Source organism: Saccharothrix sp. (assembly GCF_031180885.1).
Lineage (GTDB): Bacteria > Actinomycetota > Actinomycetes > Mycobacteriales > Pseudonocardiaceae > Actinosynnema.
The window spans coordinates 48,485-56,398 of record NZ_JAPSLK010000054.1; the positions used below are offsets into that span (position 1 = coordinate 48,485).

Here is a 7,914-nt window from a genome sequence, read left to right on the forward strand (position 1 = left end):
GCACCCCAGTCTTCACGAACCGTAGAAGACACGCTCGACCACGGCACGTGCCCGCCGCGTGGTGCGGCGGTAGGCGTCGAGAAACTCGCCTGGGCCGCCCGGGTGGCCCATCACCCCGGCCACCGCGGCCAGGTCGCGCCCGGCGGTCGGCAGCTGGTCGCCGGCCTTGCCGCGGACCAGGACGATCGCGTTGCGCGCCCGGGTCGCCATCACCCACGCCTCGCGCAACGCGGTCGCGTCGTCCGCCGACACCAGCTCCGCCTCCTCGGCGGCCTGGAGCCCGCGCACGGTGGACGGGGTGCGCAGCGCGGGCACCGAGAACGAGTGCTGCAACTGCAAGAGCTGCACGGTCCACTCGACGTCCGCGAGCCCGCCTCGCCCCAGTTTGGTGTGCAGGGACGGGTCCGCGCCGCGCGGCAGCCGTTCCGCCTCGACCCGGGCCTTGATGCGCCGGATCTCCCGCACGGCCCCCGCGTCCAGGCCCTCCCGCCGGTACCGGACGGGCTCGACCATCTCCACGAACCGAGCGCCCAGCTCCGCGTCGCCGGCGATGAACCGGGCCCGCAGCAACGCCTGCGCCTCCCACAGCTCGGACCACTGCGCGTAGTACGCCCGGTAGGACTCGAACGTCCGCACCAAAGGCCCCTGCCGCCCCTCCGGCCGCAGGTCGGCGTCCACCTGCAACGGCGGGTCCTGGGACGGCGCGGACAGCAGCCGCCGGACCTTCTCCACCACCGAACTCGCCCACCGCACCGCGTTCGAGTCGGACACACCGGACATCGCCTCGCACACGAACATCACGTCCGCGTCCGACCCGTACCCCAGCTCACGCCCACCCAGCCGGCCCATGCCGATCACCGCCAGGGACGCCAACGGTTCCCCCGACGACCGCAGCACGGCGTCCAATGCGGCCTGCAACACCGCCACCCACACCTCGGACAGCGAGATGCACACCGTCCGCAGCGGCACCAGCCCCAGCAGGTCCGCCGACGCCACGCGCAGCAGCTCGTGCCGGCGCAGGGACCGGGCGGCGGCGACCGCGCGCTCCAGGTCGCTGTACCGTGACACGGTGCTGCGCAACGGGTTGCCGATCGCCATCGGGTCCCGGCCGACCAGCGCGGTGGTGTCGGCGTAGAGCCGCAGCACCTCCGGCGCCCGCACCAGCAGGTCCGGCACCAGCTTCGACGTGCCCAGCAGCGCCGCGAGCCGGTCCACGACGGTGCCCTCGTCCCGCAACAGCCGCAGGTACCAGGGGGTTTCGGCCAACGCCTCGGACACCCGCCGGTAGGACAGCAGCCCGCCGTCCGGGTCGGGGGTCGTCGCGAGCAGGTCCAGCAGCACCGGCAGCAGCGCCGTCTGGATGCGCGCCCGCCGCGACACCCCGCGCGTCAACGCCTCGATGTGCTTCAAGGCCCCGTCCGGCGCCGCGTACCCGAGGGCGGCCAGCCGGGCCGCGGCCTCGCCGGTGGTCAGCCGCAACGCCTCGGTCGGCACGTTCGCCACGGCTTGCAGCAGCGGCCGGTAGAACAGCTTCTCGTGCAGCCGCCGCACCTGGTTCGCGCGCTTGCGGAATTCGGCGAGCAGCACCTGCCCCTCGCTCAGCCCGCCCTCGCCCTGCAACCCGGACGCGCGCGCCAGCCAGCGCAGCGCGGAGGTGTCGTCGTCGGCCGGGAACAGGTGGGTGCGCCGCAGCCGCTGGAGCTGCAACCGGTGTTCAAGCGTGCGCAGGAACCGGTAGGCGCGGCCGAAGTCGGAGGCGTCCGTGCGCCCCACGTACCCGCCGCGCCCCAACGCCGCCAACGCCGCCGTGGTCGTCGGGATCCGCAAGGCCTCGTCACCGCGCCCGTGGACGAGCTGCAACAGCTGCACGGCGAACTCGACGTCCCGCAGGCCGCCGCGCCCCAGCTTCAGCTCCCGGTCGGCCAACCCCGGCGGCACGTGGTCCTCCACGCGGCGGCGCATGGCCTGCACGTCCGGCACGAAGTCCTCGCGCTCGGCCGCCGTCCACACCAGGGGCCGCACGACCTCCAGGTACCGCTGCCCCAGCTCCCCGTCACCCGCCACCGGCCGGGCCTTGAGCAGCGCCTGGAACTCCCACGTCCGCGCCCACCGCTGGTAGTAGGACGCGTGCCCGTCCAGGGTCCGCACCAGCGCGCCCGCCTTGCCCTCGGGCCGCAGCGCCGCGTCCACCTCGAAGCACGACTGGCCCGCGACCTGCATCATCGTGCTGGCCAGCCGGGTCGCCACGGCCACGTCGCCCTCGCCGACGAACACCACGTCCACGTCGCTGACGTAGTTCAGCTCCCGCGCGCCGCACTTGCCCATCGCGATCACCGCCAGGCGGCACTCGTCCGACCGCGGCACCTGCCGGTGCGCCACGTCCAGAGCCGCCCGCAGAGCCGCCACGGCCAGGTCGGACAGCAGCCCGGCGACGTCGTCGTAGCTCACGTACGGCAGGTCGGGCTCGACGACGTGCGCCAGGTCCTCGGCCGCGACCCGGCACAGCAGCGCCCGGTACTCCAGCCGCAGCGCCCGCACCGCGTCCGCGCCGGTCAGCCCGTCGACGGCGGCGACCAGCACCGGCGCGAACGACTCCGCGGCCACCGGTTCCGCGTCGGCCAGCAACCGCCACCGCGCCGGGTTGGCGACCAGGAAGTCCGACAGCGCGGTGGACGACCCGAGCACCGCCAGCAACCGGCCGCGCAGCACCTCGTTGGTCCGCAACGCGTCGTCCAGCTCGGGCCACGCGGGGCCCAGCGCGACGCGAAGCCGGTCGACGCCGAGCAGCGCCAGGTCGGGGTCGGGGCTGCGGGACAACGCCCACAGGACCGGCTCGGCCCCCTCGGTGGGTCTGCGGTCGGCCCACCACCCGGCCGCCCGCAGGTGCTCACCGCCGCGAGCCTCGGTCAGGCCGAACCGAGCGGGGGACGTCGGGGTGCGCGCTGGATCGGTCATCGACGAACACCGTAGTCCCGGATGCGCGGCGGTGAAGCGTCAGCGTGCCACGATCAAGTAGATACCGAACAACACGACGGTCACGCACGCCACGAGGCACGCGCCGGCCACCCCGGTGGCCACCGCCGCGGACCCGCCGCGCTCCCGCACGTCCTCCCGCACCGACAGCGCCCGCAGCGCCATCGCGAACAGCACCACCAGCCCCAGCACCACGCCGAGGCTCACGCCGAACACCGTGCCCAGGGCCGCCCAGTCGACCTTCATGCCGCCACCTTGTGCGTCTCGGCCTGCGCCGCGATCTCGTCCACGATGTGCTCCGGCCGCACCGGCTCACGCCGCGACAGCAGCCAGATCCCCAGCGACACGACCCCGCCCACCACGGCCACGACGACGACGCCGGTGGTGCCCGTGGACGCGACCTTCCCGGCCAGGGCGCCGACGATGCCCGCGGCGGGCAGGGTGAGCATCCACGCCAGCGCCATCCGCCCGGCCACACCCCACCGCACGCCGTCCAGCCTGCGCCCCAGGCCGGAGCCCATGATGCCGCCGGACGCCACGTGCGTCGTGGACAGCGCGAAACCCAGGTGCGAGGACGCCATGATCACGGTCGCCGCGCTGGTCTGCGCCGCGAAGCCCTGCGGGGCCTCGATCGTGGTCAGGCCCTTGCCCATGGTGTGCGTGATGCGCCACCCGCCCAGGTAGGTGCCCAGGGCGATGGCGATGGCCGCGCTCAGGATCACCCACAGCGGCGGCTCGGCGCCCGGCGCGAGCGTGCCCGCGGTGATCAGGGTCAGCGTGATGATGCCCATCGTCTTCTGGGCGTCGTTCGTGCCGTGGGCCAGCGACATCAACGCCGCCGACGCCACCTGCCCGGCCCGGAACCCCTTGGCCGCCACGGACGCCTTGGCCCGCTTGGTCAGCCGGTAGGTCAGGTAGGTGGCCAGCAGCGCCACGATCCCGGCCACCAGCGGTGCGGCGATCGACGGCACCACGACCTTGTCGACGACCTTCGCGAAGTGCACGGCGTCCGTGCCCGAGGCGATCCAGGTCGCCCCGATCAGCCCGCCGAACAGGGCGTGCGACGAACTCGACGGCAGCCCCACGTACCAGGTGACCAGGTTCCACATGATCGCCCCGACCAGGCCGCCGAACACTACCGCCGGCGTGATCAGGGCGTCGTCCACGATGCCGCCGGAGATGGTCTTGGCGACCTCGACCGACAGCAGCGCGCCGACCAGGTTCAGCACGGCGGAGAACGCCACGGCCGTCCTGGGCTTGAGCGCGCCCGTCGCGATGGACGTCGCCATCGAGTTCGCGGTGTCGTGGAAACCGTTGGTGAAGTCGAATGCCAACGCTGTTATGACGACGATGATGACGAGGAGCGAGGCATCCACGCTGATTCCTCCGGCTGAACCGACACAGTCGTGGATGAACGCTACCTTGACGGCCGATGAACACTCACATCAGCGGAGGTTCGTCACACCAGCGGCAGGTTCCTCTGCCTGCTCAGCTCACCCGCGGCCAAGCGGACGAACCGCACGGCGAACGGCTGCCACACCTCGGCGATGTCGTCGTGGCCCTGCGCGAGCCGGTCGGCGTCGAGCCTTGCGGACGCGGCGGCCTCCGGTGCGCCCGCCGCCCACCGCTGCACGATCTCCGGCGTGGTCTCGATGTGGAACTGGATGCCGTAGGCGTTCTCGCCGACCCGGAACGCCTGGTTCGCGCACTTCGGCGAGGACGCCAGCAGCTCGGCGGTCGGCGGCAGCAGCCCGACCTCGTCCTGGTGGAACTGGAGGACGTCCGGCGTCCACGGCAGGTCCGCGAACAGCGGGTCGGCACCGGCGACGTCCCGCTTGGCCACCAGCAGCACGCCGACCTCGTACCCCTGCGGGTTGCGCCGGACCTGGCCACCGGTGGCCACCGCGAGCAGCTGCGCACCCAGGCAGATCGCCAGCGTCGGCACCCGCTTCGAGACCGCGTGCGACAGCAGTTTCCGCACGTCCGCGAGCCACGGGTGCTCGACGTCGTCCAACGCGCCCATCGCGCCGCCCAGGCACACCACGCCCGCGTACCCGTCGAGCGTCTCCGGCACCGGCTGCTCGTACGGCTTGACGACGTCGAGCACCGCCCCGGCGGCCGTCAGCCAGTCGCCGAGGCGGGCGATCGGGTCACTGTCATCGGGTTGCAGCACGAGCAGGCGCGTCACCCGGACGAGACTAGATCAGCAGTCGCACGTGATGCCGTGGAGGTTGCCGGGGCGCTCGACCTCACTGCCCTCGGCGGGGTAGCCCGCGCCCAGCCACGCCCGGATGCCACCGGCCAGCCGCTTCACCCGGAAGCCCAGCGTGGACAGCTTCAACGCGCCCTTGGTGGCGGCGTTGCACTCGAAGCTCTCGCAGTAGACGACGTAGACCAGGTCGCGGTCCCAGTCCCGCGTGGTGTGCTCGTCCATCTCCCAGTGCGGCAGGTTGATCGCGCCGGGGATGCGGGCCTTGGCGAACGCCTCCCGGCTGCGCGCCTCCACGAGCTGGAAGCCGGCGGTCGTGCCTTCCTTCATGTCGCGGACCACGTCGTCCGGGTCGGCTTCGAAGGACAGTTCGGCGGCGAAGAACGCGGCGGCGGCGGCGGGGTCGGCGGGGCTGAAGCGCAGCGTGTTCGTCATGGCTGCAATCCTGGTTCGTCGCTGCTGTCGATCACATTCGGAAGTCCAGGTGTTCGCGGCCTTGTGCCTACGATTCCACGGTGGAACTGGACGACCTGGACTGGAAGCTGCTGGACCTGCTCCAGCGGGACGGGCGGATGACGTTCACCGAACTGGCCAAGCGGGTGTCCCTGTCCGCGCCCGCGACGACCGAGCGCGTGCGGCGGCTGGAGCAGGCCGGGGTGATCACCGGGTACCGGGCGGTGGTGTCGCCGCAGCGGCTGGGGCTGCCGATCGAGGCCATCGTGCGGGTGCGGGTGCGCAGCCTGGACACGCCCCGGTTCCGCGAGCGGATCGTGACCATGGCGCAGGTGCTCGACGCCGACCACGTGACCGGCGACGACTGCTGGCTGCTGCGGGTGGTGTGCCGGTCGATGGTGGAGCTGGAGGAGCTGGTCGAGCAGGCCCAGCGGTACGGCGACACGACGACGTCCCTGGTGTTCTCGTCGGCGGCGCGCGGGCGGCCGGTGACGCGTGAGGTCTTCGGGGGTATCGTTTCTCGATAACATCGAAAAACGATATGGGGGGAACATGTCGTCTGCTCGGGGGAACCAGTTACAGCCACTGCTCGGGGTCGTCACGGCCATCACCGGGCTCAGCCTCTTCCTGCTGGTCGGCGGGCTCTTCGTGACCGTGCTCGACGCCCTGCGCAAGCCTGTGTGCGTGCGGGACTCGTGGCGCGAGACGTGCATCGAGGCGCCGACCGGCGGGGAACGCGCGCTCAGCCTCCTGCTCCACGCGCCCACCTCGTTCGTCTACGTGGGCGCGTTGCTGCTGTTGCTCGTCCTGCTCGTCCGGGCGCAACGCCTGGGCGCGCACAACGTCCACACCGCCGACGATGTCCGCGGGTACGGGGTGTTCCTGCTCATCGCCCTGCCGGTGTCGACGTTCGTGGAGGCGCTGACCCGGTGGCTCCTCGCGCCCTACGACACTTGGTCGTTCGTCGGCGACTGGGACGTACCGTGGTGGGCGCTGTTCACCGGGCTGGGCCTGTTGAGCGTGGCGAAGATCATCCGGACCGGCGCTGCGATGCGCGAGGAGCTTGAGGGAACGGTGTGAGCGTCCAGGTGCACCTCGACCGGCTGCTGGCCGAGCGCGGCATGACGTTGATCGAGCTGTCCGAACGGGTCGGCGTCACGGTCGTGAACCTGTCGATCCTCAAGAACGGGCGGGCGCGGGCCATCCGGTTCAGCACGCTCACCGCGCTGTGCGAGGTGCTGCAGTGCCAGCCGGGCGACCTGCTCAGCCACGTCCCGGAGCGGGCTCGGTGAAGGCGAACTCCGCCGCGTCGGTCACCGGGCGGTAGCCGATGCGCTGGTAGATCGAGTTCGAGATCGGGTTCGCCAGGTCGGTGAACAGCACCACGTGCTCCGCGCCCGCCTCCAACGCCCAGGTGGACACCGCCGCCGTCACCGCCGAGCCGTAGCCGCACCCGCGCCGTTCCGGTGGCGTGTAGACCGGCGCGACCCTCGACATGCCTTCCAGCGGGACGCTGGCGGCGGCCAGGGACACCGGCTCGTCGCCGTCGAACCACAGCACCTGGCCGGCGCCGACCTCCAGGGCGCGCTCGACGTACCGCCGCGACCGGTCCCGGTCCGGCTCGTGCGGGACCGACTCGTCGACGAACTCGTAGTGCCAGCGGGTGAGGAGGTCGACGTCGTCCTCCGTGGCGAGCCGCGCCGTGCCGGGGACGTTTCGCGGCGGCTCAAGCTCGCCGAGCTGGAACAGCCGCAGCGCCTGCCGTTCCTCGGCGTTCCAGCGGGTCCGTTCGGTCCAGGCCAGGACGAACGCCTCGACCGCCTCCCGCCGCCCGCTCACACCGGGCAGTTCGAGTTCCTCGTCCTCCGCCAACGCTTCCGCGACCGTCGGCGCCCACTCCGGCGCGAGCCCGGTGACCTCCAGCGGGAACGGCGGAGTGCGCAGAGCCGCCGCGACCACCCGTCCCTTGTCGATCACCGTCACCAGCAGCGGCGGTTCGTCGTCCGGGATCGGGTTGCGGATCCGGAGCCCGACCGCGGTGATCGGGACCGTGTGCAGCACCGGGTCCGCGGTGTAGAAATCCCTGGTCAGGGCCCAGAACTCGTCCAGGTCGTGGTGCCGGTGGACATCCGCCATGGCCGGACCGTAACGCAAAAAGCCCTCAGGGGCACCCGACCAGTCGGGTGCCCCTGAGGGAAAGAAAGTTCGGCGGCGTCCTACTCTCCCACACCCTCACGAGTGCAGTACCATCGGCGCTGGAAGGCTTAACTACCGGGTTC

The 7,914-nt window shown here is 72.1% G+C and carries 9 protein-coding genes; 3 read left to right on the plus strand and 6 right to left on the minus strand.

What is annotated here, in order from left to right:
- Positions 1-12: 12 nt before the first annotated feature.
- From RIN75_RS35880 to RIN75_RS35900, 5 genes are all read right to left on the minus strand, one after another.
- Positions 13-2,955: a bifunctional [glutamine synthetase] adenylyltransferase/[glutamine synthetase]-adenylyl-L-tyrosine phosphorylase gene (locus tag RIN75_RS35880; protein WP_309116538.1), complete on the minus strand. Its 2,943-nt coding sequence runs from the start codon at positions 2,953-2,955 to the stop codon at positions 13-15.
- A gap of 39 nt (positions 2,956-2,994) precedes the next feature.
- On the minus strand, positions 2,995-3,219 hold the full coding sequence (locus tag RIN75_RS35885; RefSeq protein WP_309116539.1) for a hypothetical protein: 225 nt from the start codon (positions 3,217-3,219) through the stop codon (positions 2,995-2,997).
- Positions 3,216-4,349 (minus strand): inorganic phosphate transporter, encoded by a 1,134-nt coding sequence (locus RIN75_RS35890; RefSeq protein ID WP_309116540.1) that lies wholly within the window; start codon positions 4,347-4,349, stop codon positions 3,216-3,218. Before RIN75_RS35890 ends, RIN75_RS35885 begins: the two co-directional genes overlap by 4 nt.
- Positions 4,350-4,432: 83 nt before the next feature.
- The gene (locus RIN75_RS35895; protein ID WP_309116541.1) at positions 4,433-5,161 is read right to left on the minus strand and encodes a type 1 glutamine amidotransferase; all 729 of its coding nucleotides are present in this window, start codon (positions 5,159-5,161) and stop codon (positions 4,433-4,435) included.
- A 15-nt stretch (positions 5,162-5,176) separates the two neighbouring features.
- Complete coding sequence (locus tag RIN75_RS35900; protein ID WP_309116542.1) at positions 5,177-5,617, minus strand: rhodanese-like domain-containing protein; 441 nt, start codon at positions 5,615-5,617, stop codon at positions 5,177-5,179.
- 80 nt (positions 5,618-5,697) lie between these two features.
- Between RIN75_RS35900 and RIN75_RS35905 the strand changes: the two genes are divergently transcribed.
- Genes RIN75_RS35905 through RIN75_RS35915 form a run of 3 tightly spaced genes read left to right on the plus strand, consistent with a single transcriptional unit; the run spans position 5,698 to position 6,927 of the window.
- Positions 5,698-6,162: an Lrp/AsnC family transcriptional regulator gene (locus tag RIN75_RS35905; protein WP_309116543.1), complete on the plus strand. Its 465-nt coding sequence runs from the start codon at positions 5,698-5,700 to the stop codon at positions 6,160-6,162.
- A 25-nt stretch (positions 6,163-6,187) separates the two neighbouring features.
- Positions 6,188-6,715 carry a hypothetical protein gene (locus RIN75_RS35910; RefSeq protein WP_309116544.1) on the plus strand — a complete coding sequence of 176 codons (528 nt, stop codon included), beginning with the start codon at positions 6,188-6,190 and terminating at the stop codon, positions 6,713-6,715.
- Positions 6,712-6,927 (plus strand): helix-turn-helix transcriptional regulator, encoded by a 216-nt coding sequence (locus tag RIN75_RS35915; protein WP_309116545.1) that lies wholly within the window; start codon positions 6,712-6,714, stop codon positions 6,925-6,927. Before RIN75_RS35910 ends, RIN75_RS35915 begins: the two co-directional genes overlap by 4 nt.
- Here the strand turns inward: RIN75_RS35915 and RIN75_RS35920 are convergent.
- Positions 6,899-7,771, minus strand: coding sequence for a GNAT family N-acetyltransferase (locus RIN75_RS35920; protein ID WP_309116546.1), 873 nt, complete (start codon positions 7,769-7,771; stop codon positions 6,899-6,901). The genes RIN75_RS35915 and RIN75_RS35920 overlap by 29 nt on opposite strands.
- Positions 7,772-7,914 lie beyond the last annotated feature (143 nt).